Source organism: Noviherbaspirillum soli, from assembly GCF_015352955.1.
GTDB classification, from domain to species: domain Bacteria; phylum Pseudomonadota; class Gammaproteobacteria; order Burkholderiales; family Burkholderiaceae_D; genus Noviherbaspirillum_A; species Noviherbaspirillum_A soli.
The window spans coordinates 13,633-30,329 of sequence record NZ_JACYOX010000001.1; the positions used below are offsets into that span (position 1 = coordinate 13,633).

At 53.2% G+C, this 16,697-nt stretch carries 13 protein-coding genes and 1 pseudogene; 7 read left to right on the plus strand and 7 right to left on the minus strand.

Annotated features, from left to right (window positions below):
- Positions 1 to 209: 209 nt before the first annotated feature.
- From IGW04_RS00060 to IGW04_RS00075, 4 genes and pseudogenes are all read right to left on the minus strand, one after another.
- Positions 210 to 1,280 carry an acyltransferase family protein gene (locus IGW04_RS00060; RefSeq protein ID WP_194710979.1) on the minus strand — a complete coding sequence of 357 codons (1,071 nt, stop codon included), beginning with the start codon at positions 1,278 to 1,280 and terminating at the stop codon, positions 210 to 212.
- A gap of 159 nt (positions 1,281 to 1,439) precedes the next feature.
- Positions 1,440 to 2,767: pseudogene (locus IGW04_RS00065) on the minus strand (IS4 family transposase).
- A gap of 152 nt (positions 2,768 to 2,919) precedes the next feature.
- Positions 2,920 to 3,798 carry a glycosyltransferase family 32 protein gene (locus tag IGW04_RS00070; protein ID WP_194710980.1) on the minus strand — a complete coding sequence of 293 codons (879 nt, stop codon included), beginning with the start codon at positions 3,796 to 3,798 and terminating at the stop codon, positions 2,920 to 2,922.
- Positions 3,799 to 4,210: 412 nt separating this feature from the next.
- A complete protein-coding gene (locus tag IGW04_RS00075) occupies positions 4,211 to 5,140 on the minus strand; it encodes a glycosyltransferase family 2 protein (RefSeq protein WP_194710981.1) in 930 nt (309 codons plus the stop codon).
- A gap of 542 nt (positions 5,141 to 5,682) precedes the next feature.
- Here IGW04_RS00075 and IGW04_RS00080 point away from each other — a divergent pair.
- The 3 genes from IGW04_RS00080 (at position 5,683) to IGW04_RS00090 (ending at position 8,933) form a co-directional block, all read left to right on the plus strand.
- A complete protein-coding gene (locus IGW04_RS00080; RefSeq protein WP_194710982.1) occupies positions 5,683 to 6,819 on the plus strand; it encodes a glycosyltransferase family 4 protein in 1,137 nt (378 codons plus the stop codon).
- A 12-nt stretch (positions 6,820 to 6,831) separates the two neighbouring features.
- Positions 6,832 to 7,752, plus strand: a complete 921-nt coding sequence (locus IGW04_RS00085) for a glycosyltransferase family 2 protein (protein WP_194710983.1) — start codon at positions 6,832 to 6,834, stop codon at positions 7,750 to 7,752.
- Positions 7,753 to 7,904: 152 nt separating this feature from the next.
- Positions 7,905 to 8,933 carry a glycosyltransferase family 2 protein gene (locus IGW04_RS00090; RefSeq protein ID WP_194710984.1) on the plus strand — a complete coding sequence of 343 codons (1,029 nt, stop codon included), beginning with the start codon at positions 7,905 to 7,907 and terminating at the stop codon, positions 8,931 to 8,933.
- Between the two features lie 677 nt (positions 8,934 to 9,610).
- Here IGW04_RS00090 and IGW04_RS00095 read toward each other — a convergent pair.
- From IGW04_RS00095 to IGW04_RS00105, 3 genes are read right to left on the minus strand one after another with little or no spacing between them, the layout of a single operon-like run.
- Entirely contained in the window at positions 9,611 to 10,492 is an 882-nt protein-coding gene (locus IGW04_RS00095; RefSeq protein WP_194710985.1) for a lysylphosphatidylglycerol synthase transmembrane domain-containing protein, read from the minus strand.
- Complete coding sequence (locus IGW04_RS00100) at positions 10,473 to 11,414, minus strand: glycosyltransferase family 2 protein (RefSeq protein WP_194710986.1); 942 nt, start codon at positions 11,412 to 11,414, stop codon at positions 10,473 to 10,475. Before IGW04_RS00100 ends, IGW04_RS00095 begins: the two co-directional genes overlap by 20 nt.
- Before the next feature lie 49 nt (positions 11,415 to 11,463).
- Positions 11,464 to 12,981, minus strand: coding sequence for an ArnT family glycosyltransferase (locus IGW04_RS00105; RefSeq protein ID WP_194710987.1), 1,518 nt, complete (start codon positions 12,979 to 12,981; stop codon positions 11,464 to 11,466).
- A gap of 325 nt (positions 12,982 to 13,306) precedes the next feature.
- On the opposite strand from IGW04_RS00105, the gene IGW04_RS00110 reads away from it, so the two are divergent.
- The 4 genes from IGW04_RS00110 to IGW04_RS00125 are packed head-to-tail and all read left to right on the plus strand — an operon-like array spanning position 13,307 to position 16,628.
- Positions 13,307 to 14,503 (plus strand): acyl-CoA dehydrogenase family protein, encoded by a 1,197-nt coding sequence (locus IGW04_RS00110; RefSeq protein WP_194710988.1) that lies wholly within the window; start codon positions 13,307 to 13,309, stop codon positions 14,501 to 14,503.
- Positions 14,504 to 14,512: 9 nt separating this feature from the next.
- Positions 14,513 to 15,652: an acyl-CoA dehydrogenase family protein gene (locus IGW04_RS00115; protein WP_194710989.1), complete on the plus strand. Its 1,140-nt coding sequence runs from the start codon at positions 14,513 to 14,515 to the stop codon at positions 15,650 to 15,652.
- A gap of 24 nt (positions 15,653 to 15,676) precedes the next feature.
- Positions 15,677 to 16,138 carry a MaoC family dehydratase gene (locus tag IGW04_RS00120; RefSeq protein WP_194710990.1) on the plus strand — a complete coding sequence of 154 codons (462 nt, stop codon included), beginning with the start codon at positions 15,677 to 15,679 and terminating at the stop codon, positions 16,136 to 16,138.
- A gap of 34 nt (positions 16,139 to 16,172) precedes the next feature.
- The gene (locus IGW04_RS00125; RefSeq protein WP_194710991.1) at positions 16,173 to 16,628 is read left to right on the plus strand and encodes a MaoC family dehydratase; all 456 of its coding nucleotides are present in this window, start codon (positions 16,173 to 16,175) and stop codon (positions 16,626 to 16,628) included.
- The last annotated feature ends 69 nt before the right edge of the window (positions 16,629 to 16,697 follow it).

Consider the following 16,697-nt stretch of genomic DNA (forward strand, 5'->3'; position numbering starts at 1 on the left):
ATTGAACATTCCGCATTAAATTTCCCAGAGTCCATACGCATTGCAGGCATCAATGATCTTTTGAACTATGAATCCATGGCAGAGACTGTAGAAAAAGGGTATGTGCGGGTACTTTTCTAAAGTATGGTTAGACACCGACGTAGTAGCTCTCCACAAGTGGACCTAAAGTCGACACGTATGTACACAAAGATAAGGTCGGAAAAAATTATTTAAAGTGCTAATTCCGCACGTCGTCTGGCCTGAAGTTTTTGCCGCAAATATTGCCGTGACGGTACCTCAACAAAACGGTAAAGTAAGGCTGCTATAACGAAGATGGTAGCAACGAGCATGGCGGCGAGAATATTTCTATCTCCAGCGAATCGGGAATCGACCCATTGGTAGATTTGTATGAGCGGCCAGTGAGACAGGTAAAGAGAAAACGAGATATTTCCCAGCCATAGGGCTATTGGATTGCCGAAAACAAGGTTAGCGACCGGCCCTGCATTGCATAACGAAAGCACCAGTAAGCCCAAGCCAAACACAGCTCCCCAATGGTAATCAAGGCTATATGCACAGGTTAGTATGATTCCCAAAGCCAACAAAGTCATCCCTGTGCGCGGTGTAATGTCATTTCTAGCTGCCTTGCACAGAATGCAACCAGCGGTAAATTCGCAGCCCATTCGTAATATACCGAACTTGCCGGCTTCCCCCATATCTTTGGCGCCAAGCATGAACGTCCCTAGAACTAGGAAAGCGAGGAGGGCCAAAGCCAAAGGCACTTCCCAGCCTTCCCGAACCTGCTTATCGATTGCTACTACGATGAATGGGAATACTAGGTAGCCGAGCCACTCTGCGCTAAGCGACCATGAAGGGACATTCCACATTGATGAAGTAGAAAGTCCCCAATTATTGATCATCAGCAGCGTTGACAGAAAATTGGTGAAAGAGAAGCCTCCTTGGCGATAAGTTTCGGTAAATCCTGGGAGAATCAAGATAGTTGTAGCAAATGTAACCAAGCAAAACAGATGCAAGGGGTAAACCCGAGCCAATCGCAGTCTAAGAAATTGCAGGTGAGCCTTGACCTTGTAATGCATGAAATCTGACGCATGGACGTGGTATAGCACCGCGCCGCTTAGAATAAAAAACAGGTCTACACCAAGAAATCCAGTAATGACAAAAGGCGCTGACTCATGAAGCCCTAACAAGCCTTTAAAGCTCTGGCTGAGGTGAAATAAGACAACCCATACAGATGCGAAGCCGCGGACGCCAGTGAAGGCGGGGATGATTCTGGGAATTTTCAAGCGCTCCTGTAAAAAATATTGGAAAGCTAACGACCGGGAATTTTCTGTTCAGCATTGGCTGGACAACCTGTGCTGCAATCCACTTTGGATTGACCGCTTCGCTACCCATGACTGCTACATTATTGTATTGGTGTCCCATCACTCAGTGATCGTAATCACCTAACCCTGGATTAATAGCCGGGCGGCCGTCATGACTTGATCAAGTCCGCGCCAGCTGGTTTTGACGCCCGGCTCGCCATTTCCTTTTCGACCAAGGAAGCCTGCCAACTACGCGATGACCCGGATGACTTCGTTCACAGTCGGCGGCTTGACTGGCCTCTTTTTCTTCGCCAGCAAATAGGCGTTCCGGATTTCGTCAGCGTCGAAGAACAGCGCGGCATCCAGATCGGGGCAATCGCTCCCCACCCGGATCAGATACATGATCCGCCGAGCCACCACCATGAATAGCGCCAGTGCTCGTCTCAGACGATCGATGCCCGACAGTTGTAGCGCTTCGACTTCATATCCATTCTGAGGACATGGAAATCGAGCTCGATTTCCCAGCGTGCCCGATACCACTCGATGAGTCCGACCACTTGCTCCAGCGTAACGCCCGGCCGGGTGGTCAGCAGGTGCAACTCGATCGGCTTGACGCCCGTGGGCGCTCCCACTTCGCGCGCGATGATGCAGATGGCGGTAATGCGTTCCCGTTGCCCGTCCGTGATTTCGACTGACCGACCCCACAAATGTTGGTGCACTGACCGTGCCTTCTGATTGCCACGCCGGGGCGTGGTGAACTCGATTTCGACCAGGGCAGCGCCTACCGTCGTGTAGGCCCATAACTTGTCGCCATCGCCTTCTGGCAAGCAGCGGTTATGCTTGGCACGCACCAGCCCAATCGCCCGACGTACCCAACTCGCGTGCCCGGCGCATCATGGCCACCAGATCGGCCTCCCGGTCGGCCACGTACGCCAGACGGGTGTCGTGCATGCTGGCTGCGAGCTCGGCCACCCGTTCATATCCCTCGATCCAGCGCGTGCTTTCCAGCAGCTGGCCTCGCACGCCTCGCCTATTACGGCTTTCCCGTGCCCACATCCACGGGTCGAGCACGCCCAATGACTGACGCATGGGTGTCACCGCCGGGTCGGATGCAGGTACATGCCGCGTTGTGCTTTGTAAGTCAACGGCCCGAGGCCATCGATCGCCTGGCCGTTGAAATCGAGCTCGATACTGTCCTGAATACACAGCACCACCGGATGCTCGCACATGCGCTGTGCGGTGCGCGCCCAGTGCAGTGCCAGGATGTCGCGCCACTACACCGCGTCATTGCCCAGAAAGCGGTACGCCACGCAGGTCTCACCCCAGGTGTCACATGCTTGTGGAATGCTGGCGCCCGGCTGCGCCGAAAATCGTTCCGTCAGTTTTCTCGCTACCTTGTTGAGGCAACCATCTCCGAGGTTCAGTTTGGCGAACTCCTGCTTGGTCCAGCTCGGCGTTGTCTGGTCCACGGCGTCACCCGAAAATCCAAAAGTAAACGCCTTATGGCCAAAGTAAACAAGGCCGGGCTTGCAAAAAAACAAGGCCGGGTTTAAAAAACTTCGAGGGCCGTCTGCACCCGCGCTACGATACGCAGCCCGGCGTTGTGCATAACGATATGGGTTTACATATGTGCCAACTTTGCTAGAGACCGCTTTAGCCGCTGTGCGCCCTTAAGAAGTAGGGCAGAATTCTTTTTTGCGGCGTTCAGCTTAATAATTGGCATTTTCAACGCAGAATAATGCGTCCTTAAAATTCCTTGAGGATCAGTTGGCTTGTATATGCTGTACTCAAAGCCAAGTTCCGCATTATTATCAACGATGCGGCAGCGATGCTTGGATTGCAGACGGTTGATTGCGATCGTGTAAGCAATGGGGCCGGTTACCCGCAACACGCCGTACCTTCCAACGTCGTGCAACGCAGGATTGTACTTGTCGATATTCGCAAGGACCGTTTCGATCACGGCCTTCAGAAACGGGTGGCCCGGCGCACAGGCAATGTGCCATTGTTGGTATTCGCCCTGCGCCATCCCGATCAACTCTTCATGCATTCCCCACCCGTCGTATTGTTCCCCTGCGCCATTTTTCCAATGCGACAGCAGGTAGCAGTCTTCGGGCATGATGGTTTCATCTAACGGTTTATTCAGCGAACTTTTGATGTCAAGATAGACGCCGCCGCATTTGTACATCAGGAGATAGCGGAAAAGATCCGCACGTGCAGCGCCGTAGGTATTGTCGATGCGGCAAAAGTAGTTCCACACTAGCCGAGGATAGTTAGACGTGATGAAATGTTCTATATCGGTGTCGTCATAAAAGCGATATTTCCAACCGGGATTTAAGGCTTTGAGCCGGTTAACGTTGTTCTGGAGTTCTGGCGAGAGGACTTTATCATAGAACGTTTGATGGATTATTTTTGGGATTCCCACGCCCTCCGCAATGGCGGGCACCTTGCTGCCGGTAGGGATCGTATTGAGCTGAGGAAAAAGGTTTATTGCTGTTCGCACTGATACCACCTGGTAGTTTTTCTTATAGCTAGTAGGTTATTTAATATTTCGCGCAGAGAATAAATTGGGCGATGCATTTTGCCATATGCTTACGGGTTTGGTCCCGCGGTGTGAAGATGTATCGTATAAGCAATTGCGGAAGAATCGTATAAGCAATTGCGGAAGAACATGTTATTAAACAGATTTTTAGCAGAGACCCCGCGCGACCGATGTAATGCATCGAGCAACAGAGCATAGTCGAGCGGCACGCTACGCCGTTGGTCTGAGGTCCGACTGATAGGTGTTTGTTCCTAATAAAAGATTTAGCCAGAACTTCTAGGCCTTCATTTGGCTCATTGCACTAGACATGTAATAGGTCTGCTGCAGTGGACCAAACGAAAAAGGCGGACTGTCGAGTTTCACTCGCCTTTTTTCATTCCATTTTAGAAAAGAAACTCTCCTGCAAAGCCTTTATGTTACGCATATCATTTGGCACCCAACGCAGGGCTGATATTGCGGAGATGATCGCCCGTAACTTATTTCCATTATTTGCATAAGCTTTGGAAAGCAGTCGCAAATTGGCGGCGTGCTGCCAACGTAGTTGCTTTTTGTAAGGGTAAAATTGTTTATCCTTCAGTAACAGTAGAGACGCTTTAGGCATTGCTTGCGCACCCCGAAACGTATCTTTCGTCATTGACTCATGGTGCCGACGTAAATATAAACAGGGTTTAGGTGTCCAATAAAGGTCAGCGTATCGCGAAAGAACCAAACAAAAATGTATGTCTTCTCCGTAAGTTAGCTTTTCCCCTAATAATCCTGTTTCAGCAAAAACGTCCTTACGTACTAACATTGCACCTAAAACTGGGAGCATTGGCCACTCAAGCATTTCCTTTGTGGGACGACTTAAATGGTACAAGCTTGGCGCTATTACTTTTCCTACATTCTGAATCGTTGCGAAATGATTTTCGTGAGAAAGCTCGTTTGGGCGACGCATTTCTAGAATATCAGCTAATAGCCAACGTGCCTCGGGTATTTGCTTTATAACGTTTATACGGTGTTCCATCGTGCCTGGAGCCATAATGTCGTCGGCATCCAAAAAACCGACCCAATCGCCGGTTGCAACTCGAAGTCCAGCGTTGCGCGCCTTCGCAGGGCCGCCATTTTCTGTCTGTCGTATTACTCGTATCTGGGGATCTTTTTCAAAGCCGTCAAGTAGGCTCAACGTGACCTCATCCGTCGACTTATCGTCGACTAGCAGAATTTCGAGTTCGTAACCTTCTGCGGTATTATTAAGCGCTGATTGTACTGCCTCTCGTAAAAACGTTCCTGCGTTGAATACCGGGACAATAATGCTAACCTTCATTTGTTTGCGCCTTAAAGTTAAGGCGAGGTCGTCGGTTCTGAACAATCCGTCGCTTTGACCAACCCGCCAGAAGCAAGCGAGTGGGAAAAACCTCACCAATGCATGTTGCAACAAGGTAACATGAGAGATATGATTTGATCATTAGATTCGTTTAAAAAGATAAAAATTTCTACAATTGTTGCCTCGGTGGTACCGCTATGTGAAAAATTGTTAGTCATGGGAATTTACAATTTTTGTGTCGTCTATTTTTCATTTAAGGGAAGCGCCATCGGCAACTGAATAATATGTGATTTACTTGTACATTCATGTATTTACGCATCTTCGCTGTAGAAAGACTATTATCGCCATCTTTTTCGGTAAACTGTCTGATCCCAGATTAGCGATCCCAAAATTGCCAATCAAAGCGCACGCATAAACGGTTCCTAGAAAAATAACCGGCTTGCTAGTTGAAAGTAATCTGCTTGGTTTGAAGTCCGTCGCGAAGATGGAACGAGTTTGGCTTTATCTGGAATTTCGTTTTAATAATTTATATAGGGTTGGAAATGGCTGTTATTTACATCCTTGCGCTCGATGCGACTCGCAAGGGAGGCGCAGGTGTTTATACTTGGGCCCTCATAGAAAATCTGGTAGAGCGAGGCCATAAGGTAACCTTGATCTGTCATGAAGCGGTCAATGAAATAAAAGAGATCGCTCAAGTCTTAATCTTACCTAAGCCTGAAAGTCAAATAGGCCTGGGGATGTGGAGATTTGCAAGCATTGTTCAACTGTTTCACTACTGGAGAGAGTTGAAGAAACTCAAATTAGGGAAGCCGGATGCTGTTATCGGCAGCGCACAGCCGATGATCGTGCCATATTCCCTTATTTATCGATCACATTCACTTATTTATCTTCCCCATTCCTTCATCGCGCCGGTTGAACTTGAATCCTATCCATATGGTGATAAATTGCAGAAAAAAGTGGCAATTTGGGCATACAGATTTATGGAGCACCACAGTTTAAAAACCGCTAAAGTGACGTTGCGATTCACCAGGAGCGCGTGCGAAGCATTTAAAAATTACTATGGCGGATCGGGCGCCGAAAAAATCGTAAACGTTACAATGCCGATAAAACAGGTAAACTTACCCTTGAGTGAAAATTCCGAGCGGCCGCTTCGCCTTCTTTCTGTCGGGCGCATTATCAAGAGTAAAAATCTGTTTTTTCTGATAGATATTTTAAAGGCGATGGCTGAAAAGCCCTGGAAGCTCGACATTGTTGGCAGTGGAGGCGAAATGGAGGCGTTGCGCGCTTATTGCCATTCCGTCGGGCTCGACGATCGCGTTACGTTTCATGGTCATGTCGATAACGTGGAGCCGTTTTATAGAGCGGCGCATCTTTTTGTTTTCCCCTCTCTATTAGAGAACTCACCTGTAGTGCTACTTGAAGCAATGAGTTTTTGTTTGCCCACATTGTCATTTTACTCAGACAATAAAAAATATATCGGTGCCAATCATGAGATTGTCGCTCATCAGCACACGGGTTTCTTGGCGCGAGATGATGATGGCTTCAAGGAGATGCTGGCCGATATTATCGATGGGAAAATGGACATTTCAAAAATTGGTCATAAAGCTCATCGATATGTCAAAGAAAAGCACGGATGGGATCGCCATATTGACGATCTCGAAAAATTAATTCAAAGATAGGCGGTTGTCGCTATGAAGATTAGTTGGATTATTCCAGTATTCAACAGCGGAAAATTTCTAAGTGAGGCGATTGAGTCAATTTTGCAGAATATGCCGAATCGATGCGGCTGTGAGATTATTCTTGTAAACGATTGCTCGACTGACGCTGTAACTAATGCGCTGCTTGAACAATGGAGATCCTCGCCATTTGTCGTCTTAATCAATCAGGCAAGAAATGGCGGCCCGTCGAAAGCACGGAACGCCGGAATCGCCGCCGCGACTGGTGACTGGATTGCCTTTCTAGACGCAGATGATGTAGTCGCGCCTGATACGTTGGAACATCGGGTTCAGTTGCTAGAAAAGTATGATGAGATACGCTGGATTGTGGGTGACATGCTTGAAACCAGAGAAGTCGGCAAGCATTCGCAATTGAATAATTTTTCAAAGGCTACAACGGATGGAGAAGAGCTTTCCCCGTCTTTATTCCGAATTGGTCGACCTATAAAGAAGATTGCAGGTTGGGGAATGTTGCCGTTTTTGGGAGCGATGATGATACGGCGCGATCTTTTGGAGAAATGTGGTCCGTTAAGTGAAAAGCTGGTCTACGGCGAGGATATACATTTCTGCTTAGTTCTTGCCAGTCTCGCAGACATGTATTGGATAAACCGACCGGTATTTCACCTGCGCCGATACCATGAATCCATGACAAAAAATCACTTGCGAGCCGCGCGGGAGGCGCCGCGCGCCTCGAAGTTTTGCCTGAAAGACCCGAGATTGAAAGCAGTGAAAAAGGAAATGCGTTGGCATTATGCCGCCAATCTCAGACAGTCTTCTGGCGTTTTTCTTCAAAGTGGAAAGAGATTGCAATCCATGTTTTATGCAGCACGGGCGGTCTTCTGGTCACCAAACGATATGCGCAGTTTGAAGGCTCTCTACAGAAGCTGCTCCCCCTGAATGCATGGTTCAATTCTGGCAAAGAGTATGCCCGCACAGACTGAATGAGTTGACTATCTAAAATAACTATGTACAAAACTATCACGGTCATGATAATTTCCAAAATGTAATTTCTAATCCAACGTTTGCCTTCTACCTGCCACGCCGAGAAAATGGATTCCCTTACCTCCTTTGTTTCATCCGAAGTTCGCAAAATCATCCCGGCAGCGCGCATGTTGTGCATCGTTCTTAGCTTTAACGGCAAGGAAGACACCGTTGCTTGTCTTCAGAGTTTGCTAGCGTCCCCATGTCCTGGTCTAGAAGTGCTGGTGGTCGATAACGCTTCCGAATATGGCGTCGTTGACTTTATTAAGGCGGCTTGCCCCTCGGCGGAAATTCTCTGCTTGCCTGAAAATCTTGGCTGGGCTGGTGGCAACAATACGGGTATCCAAATAGGTTTGGAACGTGGATTCGATTGGATCTGCCTGATGAACAACGATCTGGTTTTCCCAAGTGGGCAAGCCAAAGCGTTGTTTGACACGGTTAGTGATCTGCCTGCGTGTCTTTTGCATCCCACGATTTATTATTGGGACGAACCTGAAGTGGCTCAGTTACATCCAGGACGGGATTCGGCACCAGATCATGCACCTACAGGTATCTGGCACGGCAAAACTTCGATGAATTTTGCGTACGGCGCTTGCCTGGCTGTGCACCGGGATGTCTTTAATTCCATCGGTTTGCTCGATGAACGCTTTTTCCTGCAATTGGAAGAAACTGATTTCCACTATAGGGCATCGAAACAGGGGTTCAATTCGGTTTGCGATCTGGGCGTGAAGGTTTTCCACAAGGAATCGCGCGCCTTTGGCGGCAAACGAGTACCGATCAAAACCTATTATTCCGTTCGTAATTCCCTCTTGCTAAGCGAGAAAAAACACGGATCCTTCAAAGAAAGGCTGAGCGATATAAAGTCGATTTATTGGTCTCTAAGCCGGATTGCTGGATCAGATAAGGGCGTTGATTGCGTGGGGAAAATTGAGTTTGTGCGCTGGCTTTTTTCAAAATCGGGCAGTGCAAAGGCGGTTCGCTTGGGAATCACCGACTACATATTCAGAAGTTTTGGCAAGATATCGACGCGTAAACATCTCATGCTTCAGCAAAAGCGTTCTAACCTTATCGCCAAAACTGATGTTGCACGCTCATGATCTTTAAAAAGCGAAACGTATCGGCTAACCTATCCAGGTGCGCGTGTTATGTTACTTACGCTAAATCGCTTCGCCCTTTCTGAATCTTTTCATTAAGCTGGATAGTCTTGGCAAAGCAAAAAAATAAGACTTGGAATACAGGTGAAAGGGGGCGCGGTTTTTGGTCTGTACATGCTCTACATGACAGTCGCAAGGGAGTGGATGCAATGGAAATTCAGGTGTGCTTCTAAAGCTTGCACAATTTGGTAAATGTTTCACGATTTTGTTCTCCTTTTGCTTTTCAGATAGTTTTCTCCGATTAGAACTTTTAGAAAAATCAGTCTTCTAAAATTAATTAAGCCTCATTTGATATAACCCCGTTAAAGCGCTTATTTTGGGCAAACGGTCCATTTGCCGGTTATTTGCCAGTTTTCTACTGCTAGGGGTGTAGGCGCGTTCTACAGTCAATTACGAGTGTAGATTTAAGTTGTAATGTTTAGTTCATCAGGCACATTGACATCAAACAACTGTTCGGAAGAAATTTGGGAGATGCAGCAACAAGTGTCTCACAAAGACTAATGCGATTTTTCAGCAAGTTCTTTGCCTCGCCCAGATTCGCATGCCAGGCTAGCCAAGTTTCTGGGCGTTCCGGACGAGACGCTATAGATGCCAGTGTCTGTCGCAAAGAAAAACGCGGCTCAACCTGGCAAGTCCGGAGAAAAACGGCTGCGAAGGTAGAGCGCTCCTATCAGAGAAGACGCCATGGAGACCAAGAAGAACGAACCCGAAACGGCAACCCCGAATGCGGGATCAAGATTTAGCAAGCCCATGCAATAAAAAAAGGTCACTTCACGCGCTCCCAGGCCTCCCAAGCTAAGCGGGAGCACGGCAACAATGGACGAGAGTAAAAAAACCGAGAGGTAAGGTAAGTATTGCGCCAGCGGCAGCGCCACATAACTTAACAGGCACGCCATGCACCCAAGTTGCAAGACTTGAACGGTCAGCCCCAGACTGACGACTTTGTTTAAAGAATTTGATTCAAGCGGAAGAGCAAGGCGATGACCCAGCACTAGCGTGGCGACGACGCATAGCGCGGCGACTCCAGCAACTGCTATGACTGTAACGAATAGCCACCCCAACCCCACCCAAGGCACCAACCCGCACAACAACAACAACAAGCACAACAACCCGCTCACCCGATCCGCCAGCGTCACTAGCACCAGCTTCTTCACCGGCACACCCTGCTGCCGATTCAACACGAAAATCTTGTATCCATCCCCGCCTATCCCTCCCGGCAGGAACAGGTTCAGAAACATCCCCGCATAGTAAAGCCGCAGGTTCTGCCCCTCCGACAGCACCACGCCCACATGGCGCTGATAGATGTTAAGCCGCAGCGCCGCAACGATCTTGGATGCATTGAAGAGCACAAATGCCCCCAGCAGCCAAGGCCAGCCACCGGGGCGGTTAAGGATGTTTTTGATCTCCGTAAAATCAAGCTTCTGCGCCAGGAATGCCACCAGCCCCACCGAGACCAGCACCTGTACGGAAAGCTTGATCCACTTACGTGCGCGGCTGGACAAGGATCTGCTTCTTGATGTTGTAGGGCTTCTTGTTTTGCGACTCGTAATAGGTGCGCATGATCAGGTCCGCCATGAAGCCGGTGGTGATCAGCTGGATGCCAGTGAAGGTCAGCAGCACGCCGACGAACAGCAGCGGCCGGCCGCCTATGCTGCCCACCATGATCTTTTCCACCAGAAGGTAAAGGTTGATCAGCACGCCGACCAGGAACAGCGCCAGTCCGGTGCCGCCAAACAGATGCATCGGACGCTGGCCATACTTCTGGAAGAACAGCATCAGCATCAGGTCGCTGGCAACCTTGAAGGTGCGGCCCAGGCCGTATTTCGATACGCCGGCATGGCGCGAGTGATGCCGGACTTCCATCTGGGTCATCCTGGCGCCGTACATGCTGGCCAGCACCGGAATATAACGGTGCAGTTCGCCATAAAGTCCCAGGCTCTTGGCGACGTCGCTGCGGAACAGCTTCAGGGTGCAGCCATAGTCCTTCATGTGCACGCCGGTGCTGCGGCGTATTAGCCAGTTGGCGATCTTGCTGGGCACCTTGCGCAGCAGGAAGCCGTCCTGGCGCTTGGCGCGTATGCCGGCGACCACGTCCCAGTTGCCTTCTTCCATGCACTTGATCATCAGCGGGATGTCCAGCGGGTCGTTCTGCATGTCGCCGTCGAGCATCACGATCAGTTCGCCTTCCGCGGCATCGATGCCGGCCGCCATTGCCGTGGTCTGGCCATAGTTGCGGTTCAGCACCAGTATTCGGGTGGATGGCGAACCGTACTGCTCGATCTCCGCGACGGTGCGGTCGCTCGAGCCGTCGTCCACGAAGATCACTTCGTGCTCGATGCCGGCGAGCGCCTCGGCAATGCGGCTTGTCAGCAGCGCAATATTGCCTTCCTCGTTCATGACCGGGATGACGACTGATAAAAACATGACTATTCCTTATGGGGTTCTGAATGGCAACCTTGCGGCGACCTGCATTTTACCGATGAGAAGGAGCGGGCACCACAAAGTGCGCAACGAGGAAGGACATGGCATCCTCGCCGCCATAACGATAGGACAGGCTGATGGGTTGGGCTGGCGATATCCTGGCGTTCGGATATGCCGTCTGGAAAGTAGCCAGCCAGGCGGATTCCTCTCCGGCACGCAAGACCAGCAATCCCTCGTCCGGAAGCGCGGTCCGCTCTTCCAGCATCCTGGGCAATAGCAGCGTGCGCACGGCGGGACGCTGAAAATGCAGATTGCCGGCCAACAGCTTGTCGGTGGCGACAACGTCATGCACTTGTGGAAAGCGCTGCGCCAGTTCGTTTGCCAACGCCGGATAGGGATGATGGGCGCGTACGTACCTTTCATAGGATGGCCCGAGATACACGCGCAGCGGTAAAGCCAGCAGAAAGCATGCAGCAACGAAGGCAGCAACCTTCATGATGCGGCGGAACACCGCTGGCTGGGCCAGGCCGGGCAGCAGCAGGAAAAACAGCAGCGGCGCCGAGAACAGCATGGGCTGCATCCAGCGGTCCTTGACCCGGGTAACCTCGCCAGTCAGCACGATGATGATGATGGACCCGAGGTAGCCGGCATAGAGGCAGAGGAAGAACAGCGCTTCCGTGCTGGGGCGTCGAAGAACGGGCTTGTCCGCCTTGCCGAAAAAAGACCTGCATGCCAGCAAATAGATCAGCCATATCGGCGTGAGGAAGCTGACCGTGGCCACCAGCAGGCTGCGCAGCCCGCCAAGAACATTGAGCAGGAAACTGGTGGTGCTCTCATCCTTCATCTGTTCGATGGTGCCGCCGGCTGCGGTGTTGAAATGCTGCAGCACCCACAGGCCGTGCGGCAGCAGGCATAGCACCGCGACGGCAATGGACACGACTATCCTGCGGTTCCAAACAATGGCCCGATGCTGGGGCACCATGACGCTGGCAACAATCAGCCCGATGGTGAAGATCACGAAGTTGTACTTGGTCTGCATGCCCAGCCCCAGCAGCAAGCCGAACAGGGCGTAGCGGGTCACCGTGGGGTGCCGAAGCAGGGCGAAATAGGCATACAGCGACATGCTGGCGATCGTTGTCAGCAGCACCGAATGGGTCAGGTCGCGTTGCGCCTCCCAGCCTATCTGCGGCAACAGCAGCAGTGAGGCGGAGACGGCCATCGCTCCCAGGCTGCCGACCAGTGGCCTGGCGGTCAGAAACATGAAAAAGTAAATCCCGAACAGGCACAGGCTCTTCAACAGCGCCAGCGCGAACAGGTTCAGGCCCAGCGTGGAGAACAGCAGCCATTGCAGCCAGTTATACAGCGGCGGCTGCGTGCCGTAGCCCATGCGCAGCTGCTGGAATTCGAAGGCCTGCTCGGCTTCGTCCAGGTCCAGCGAGTCGGACAGGTTCAGCCGGATCAGCAGATGCGCCAGGAGATAGAGCGCAAGGACAAGAACAAAGCGGGTCGCTTGTCTGTCTCTGAGCCATGACTGCTGAACCGGCAGCGGATCGCGTGGGGGATTGTGCATGCGTGATGGTTGGTGCCAAAGAGAAACCGAGGCCGGATGTTAGCAAAGTTGCGGTCCGGATGGTTTGCCCGAGCATGGCAGAAGGGACAGTTAACCCGATTCCACTTGCTGGATTCGATGCAGGCCCAGCGCAAGCGGCATGGGTTGCTGCGTGTGAGCAAGGGAGCATGCCATCAGCGCTCAGTCCGGCCCGGAAGCCGAAATGCGCCGCAGTGTGGAGTAATGAATCGCCAAAAATTCCTGCTTCCACTCCGATTAAACCTCTGTATAATTTTGAACGGTCGTGCTTTTTAGACGGTACAAGGTACAAAATAACGGAGGCAGCATGGATTTGAACTACAGTGCGGAAGACATTGCATTCCGCGATCAGGTCAGGGCGTATCTCGACGCCAATCTCCCCAAGGATCTCCAGCAGAAAGTGCTGAACCACAAGCGCCTGTCGAAGGAAGACTTCGTGCGCTGGCACAAGATCGTCGCCAAGCAGGGCTGGGTCGGCACCGGCTGGCCGGTCGAGTACGGCGGCACCGGCTGGAATGCGGTGCAGCGCCATATCTGGGAAGAGGAGTGCGCCCGCGCCGGTACGCCGCCCATCCTGCCGTTCGGCGTGAACATGGTGGCGCCCGTCATCATGGCCTTCGGTAACGAGGCGCAGAAAAAATATTACCTGCCGCGCATCCTTAATTGCGACGACTGGTGGTGCCAGGGCTATTCCGAGCCGGGCGCCGGTTCCGACCTGGCTTCCCTGAAAACCCGCGCCGAGCGCCAGGGCGACCATTACATCGTCAACGGCCAGAAGACCTGGACCACGCTGGGCCAGCATGCCGACATGATCTTCTGCCTGGTGCGCACTGACACGGGCGCGCGCAAGCAGGAGGGCATTTCCTTCCTGCTGATCGACATGAAAACGCCGGGCATCACCGTGCGCCCGATCATCATGCTGGACGAAGACCACGAAGTGAACGAGGTCTTCTTCGACAACGTGAAGGTGCCGGTCGAGAACCTGATCGGCGAAGAGAACAAGGGCTGGACCTACGCCAAATACCTGCTGGGCCACGAGCGCACCAATATCGCCGCGGTCGGCCGTGCCAAGCGCGAGCTGCAGTTCCTCAAGCGCATCGCCACCGAGCATCTGAAGAACGGCAAGCCCATGCTGGAAGACCCGGTATTCGCCGCCAAGGTCGCGATGCTGGAAATCGAGATCATGGCGCTGGAAGTCACCGTGCTGAAAGTCATCTCCCAGGACAGCAAGCGTCGCGGTCCCGGACCGGAAGCCTCGATGCTGAAGGTGAAGGGCACCGAAGTGCAGCAGATGCTGACCGAACTGATGGTGGAAGCCGTCGGCCCGTACAGCCTGCCATTCGACCGCCACTACCTGGAAGGCCAGGAGGCGCACAGCGTCTTTGGCGACGACGACGCCGCGCCGCTGGCATCGTACTACTTCAACTTCCGCAAGACGTCGATCTATGGCGGATCGAACGAGATCCAGAAAAACATCATCACGCAGATGATCCTCGGACTGTAGGAGACAAGCATGGACTTTGAATTTACGCAGGAACAGCAGCAGTTTTCCGATGCCTTGCGGCGCTGGATGGAAAAGGACTATACCTTCGAGCACCGCAAGAAGATCCTCCACTCCGAAGCCGGTGTGTCTTCCGATGCATGGAACACGCTGACCGAGCTCGGCATGACGGCGCTGCCGGTGCCGGAAGAGCAGGGCGGCTTCAACGGCTCCGCCGTCGACATGATGGTGGTCATGAAGGAAATCGGTCGTGGCCTGGTGGTGGAGCCGTATCTTGCCACCGCACTGGGCGCGCAGTTCCTGAAGCTGGCGGGCAAGCAGGAAAGCCTGCTGGAGCAGGTCGCCACGGGCGAGCTGAAGCTGGCCGCGGCGCTGGGTGAGAAGCAGGCGCGCTTCGACCTGTTCGACATCACCACCACCGCCGCCGCCAGCGGCGACGGCTATGTGATCAATGGCACCAAGGTGGTCGTCATCCATGGCGGCCAGGCTGACCAGCTGATCGTCTCGGCCCGCAGCAGCGGCGCGCAGCGCGACACCAGCGGCATTTCCCTGTTCCTGGTGCCGGCCAATGCCGCCGGCGTCAATCGCCGTGACTACCGCACCATCGACGGCCAGCGCGCCGCCGATATCCGCTTTGAAAACGTCCAGGTGCCGGCATCGGCGCTGTTGGGCGCCGCCGGCGAGGGCTGGGAAATCCTCGATGCGGCAGCCGATTACGGCGTGACGCTGTTGTGCGCAGAAGCCATCGGCGCAATGGAAGCGCTGAACGCCGCCACGCTGGACTACCTGAAGACCCGCCAGCAGTTCGGCGTGCCCATCGGTAAATTCCAGGCGCTGCAGCATCGCATGGCCGAGATGTTCATGCAGTACCAGCAGGCCAGCTCGATGGCCACGCTGGCTGCGGTCAAGGTGGCGTCGAGCGATCCGGTGGAGCGCCGTCGTACGGTGTCGGCAGCCAAGGCTCGGGTAGGCCAGGCGGCCCGCTTCGTTGGCCAGCAGGCGGTGCAGCTGCATGGCGGCATGGGGGTCACCGATGAACTGCCGGCAGCGCATCATTTCAAGCGCCTGACCATGATCGAGCAGACCCTGGGCGATACCGACTACCACCTGGCGCGCTTCGTCGCCCAGCCCGGCTTTTCCCAGACGGCCTGATCGCAACCCGGCAAAGGACTCCTCATGGCACAGCTGAAATGGTATTTCGAAGACTTCGAGCCCGGCCGCACCATCCCGGTGGGCAATCGCACCGTGGACCAGGATGAGATCATTGCCTTTGCCAGCCAATTCGATCCGCAGCCTTTCCATGTCGACCCGGAAGCGGCTGCGAAGTCCATGTTCGGCGGCATCATCGCCAGCGGCTGGCATACCTGCAGCATGATGATGCGCATGATGGTGGACGGCTTCCTGTCCGAAGCCGCCAGCCTGGGTTCGCCCGGCGTGGACGAGATCCGCTGGTTGAAGCCGGTACGCGCCGGCGACACGCTGGCGGTGACCACCACGGTGCTCGATGCACGCCCTTCATCCAGCCGGCCGGATCGCGGCGTGGTGCATACGATGTGGGAAGCGAAGAACCAGCATGGCGAGACGGTGGCCACCGTCAAGGGCATGGGCATGTTCCTGCGTCGGCCCGAGCAGGGCTGATGCGCACAACAATAACGAACCTGATGGAGACGATATGCGTGAAATCGCAACGCTGGCCGAGCTGAAGGCTCTGGTTGGTCAGGAAGTGGCGGTATCGGACTGGGTGGAGATCACCCAGGAGAGGGTCAACCAGTTTGCGGAAGCAACCGGCGACCACCAATGGATCCATCTCGATGTGGAGCGCTGCAAGCGCGAATCGCCCTTCGGCGGCCCGATTGCGCATGGTTTTCTCACATTGTCATTGCTGCCGATGCTGATGCAGAACTCGGTGCGCATGACGGATGTGCGCATGGGCGTCAACTACGGCCTGAACAAGGTCCGCTTCCCGGCGCCGGTGCCAGTGGGCAGCAAGGTGCGCAGCCGTACCACGGTGCTGTCGGTCGAGGATATCGAAGGCGGCGCCCAGGTGACCTGGCAGGTGACGATAGAGCGGGAAGGCGGCGACAAGCCGGTCTGCGTGGCTGAATCGATTTCTCGTCGCTATACCTGATTTCTTACCAGAAGCACTTAAAACGAAAGGCGCGATGCGGGCAACCGCATCGCGCCTTTCTTCATTGGC

Excerpts from the sequence above, each read along its gene's own strand:
- IGW04_RS00115 (WP_194710989.1), top strand. The coding sequence starts at position 14,513 with ATGGACTTTGAATTTACGCAGGAACAGCAGCAGTTTTCCGATGCCTTG.
- IGW04_RS00125 (WP_194710991.1), top strand. The coding sequence starts at position 16,173 with ATGCGTGAAATCGCAACGCTGGCCGAGCTGAAGGCTCTGGTTGGTCAG.
- IGW04_RS00080 (WP_194710982.1), top strand. The coding sequence starts at position 5,683 with ATGGCTGTTATTTACATCCTTGCGCTCGATGCGACTCGCAAGGGAGGC.
- IGW04_RS00075 (WP_194710981.1), bottom strand. The coding sequence starts at position 5,140 with ATGAAGGTTAGCATTATTGTCCCGGTATTCAACGCAGGAACGTTTTTA.
- IGW04_RS00090 (WP_194710984.1), top strand. The coding sequence starts at position 7,905 with ATGGATTCCCTTACCTCCTTTGTTTCATCCGAAGTTCGCAAAATCATC.
- IGW04_RS00085 (WP_194710983.1), top strand. The coding sequence starts at position 6,832 with ATGAAGATTAGTTGGATTATTCCAGTATTCAACAGCGGAAAATTTCTA.
- IGW04_RS00110 (WP_194710988.1), top strand. The coding sequence starts at position 13,307 with ATGGATTTGAACTACAGTGCGGAAGACATTGCATTCCGCGATCAGGTC.
- IGW04_RS00105 (WP_194710987.1), bottom strand. The coding sequence starts at position 12,981 with ATGCACAATCCCCCACGCGATCCGCTGCCGGTTCAGCAGTCATGGCTC.
- IGW04_RS00120 (WP_194710990.1), top strand. The coding sequence starts at position 15,677 with ATGGCACAGCTGAAATGGTATTTCGAAGACTTCGAGCCCGGCCGCACC.
- IGW04_RS00100 (WP_194710986.1), bottom strand. The coding sequence starts at position 11,414 with ATGTTTTTATCAGTCGTCATCCCGGTCATGAACGAGGAAGGCAATATT.